Source organism: Thalassotalea sp. ND16A (assembly GCF_000764205.1).
In the GTDB taxonomy this organism is placed as follows: Bacteria; Pseudomonadota; Gammaproteobacteria; order Enterobacterales; family Alteromonadaceae; genus Thalassotalea_A.
In genome coordinates this window covers 1-1,852 of sequence record NZ_JQDZ01000117.1, presented here as the reverse complement: position 1 = coordinate 1,852, position 1,852 = coordinate 1, and the positions used below count along the sequence as shown (strand labels likewise).

1 protein-coding gene and 1 pseudogene are annotated in these 1,852 nt (G+C 37.3%); both read left to right on the top strand.

The features are described 5' to 3' along the window. Positions 1-127: 127 nt before the first annotated feature. A pseudogene (locus tag ND16A_RS0119710) lies at positions 128-385 on the top strand (IS3 family transposase); the annotation flags it as partial. A gap of 312 nt (positions 386-697) precedes the next feature. Further along, a complete protein-coding gene (locus ND16A_RS02050) occupies positions 698-1,450 on the top strand; it encodes a PEP-CTERM sorting domain-containing protein (protein WP_033079113.1) in 753 nt (250 codons plus the stop codon). Positions 1,451-1,852: the final 402 nt, after the last annotated feature.

Here is a 1,852-nt window from a genome sequence, read left to right as displayed (position 1 = left end):
GAAAATCCTGAGCATTACCTCCCTTGGAACTACCAACAAAATCAAGAGATAACTCAGTCATAGACTGGGTTAGCGCCATTCTAAATAACTCAACTTGCCATGTCACACTATCCCGCCGTAAGCTCACATTAAATCGCATGGCTTTGTTGGTAGTATGAGTAAAAAAGGTTGCTGCTGGGATAATGCCGTTGCAGAAAGTTTCTTTGGCAGCTTGAAACAAGAACGAGTTCATTGGCGCAATTATCAAACACGCTATGCTGCTCAGCAAGATATATTGAATTACATAACAATGTGGTACAACAGTCGTCGCCTACATTCTTATCTGGATTACCAAAGTCCAAATAACTTTGAAGCGATGATAAACAATTTAGATATGGTTGCTTAACTGGGGTGACTGAATTTGGTTGACCAGGTCAGGCTAATTGAATATATACCGAGATAAGCACAAGTCTGGGCTGACTGAAATAAGCCTGTTTGGGTTGAATTTAATGCAAAAGCGATTTAATACAGGCTTTAATAAAAGCCATTATCACAAAGTAAAAATGACGTAAAAAAAGATCAGCACTAAAAGCTGGTTAGCGCTTCACCTTGATAACAGCGGCGATTTAACAGCGCATCTAATGCTGGTATGTTATCTGATAATACTATGTTGCCATGGGTGTTGTTGAACACTTAAAATACAATAACAGGACAAATTATGACAATTTGGAAATTAATAACCATTAGTTTTATTACTTTTACTTTAATAGCGACCGCAAATGCGGCTCCAATTACGCCCTCGTGGGAGTCTAATTATGGCGTGTTGAGTGACTTAAGCGATGATGATGATAACAATGAACTATTTGACTTAGGCTTCGATTTTACCTTTTATGGTACTGATTATGATGAAGTTTATGGCTCAACTAATGGTAGTCTTTTTTTTGATGATGAGGAAGATTACGGAATAGGTAGTGACATAGAAGATAGTTACGGACCAATGATTGCGGCTTTCTCTGCCGATCTTTGTCCAGAGTGTGACAGTGATAGTGAAATTTATACAAACACGCTTGGAACTGCTGGTGATATGAGATTTATAATGACCTGGCTTAATGTAATCGATTATGAGGAAGAGCTTTATAACAGTTTTCAAGCTATTCTATTTGAGAGTGGCTCAATTCAAGTTAATTATTTAGAGCTTAATGGTAGTGGTCAAGATAATGGCGATGATGTTATTGGTGTTTCCTCTGGAAATGGAACAAACTTTAATTACTTTATTGCAGATGATGGTAATGACAACGGTATCTACCCAAATGGTCAATCGTTTTTATATAATTGGAATGCAGGCTCCGCGAATTATGACCTAGCCGTTGAAAACCTTTCTACATCTACTGTTTCTGTACCTGAGCCTTCTACCCTAGCTATTTTCGTATTAGGATTTATGGGGTTAGTATTACGTCGCTTTAAGAATTAATCTTATTTTATAGATGTTACACTAGGCTGAGATGATGAACCTTAAATTTTAAGCCAAATCATGATCAAATAGACTCCTTATCCATAGGAGTCTACAACCCTGTCTATTTTTACCCCTTAGTTTCTGGCATCTCTTTTATTTTTACCACCGCCATAACTAGTTCATAAGCTCATGATGCTTCTTAATACTATTAAGTACTATATTCTCTTAAAAGATATAACTAGATAATGGAATGCTTCTTTAAAGAATCAAAAGCTGAAAAGCCTGACTCTTATTTGCATATTCCGGAGCATCGTGAACAGTCATTCCGGCCCATCGTGAACACCTATTCTGGTTTAACGTGAACAGTCATTCCGGTTTCATCGTGAACACTTTTTCATGATTTTCCGGAATCGGTGTTCA

Excerpts from the sequence above, each read along its gene's own strand:
- ND16A_RS02050 (WP_033079113.1), top strand. The coding sequence starts at position 698 with ATGACAATTTGGAAATTAATAACCATTAGTTTTATTACTTTTACTTTA.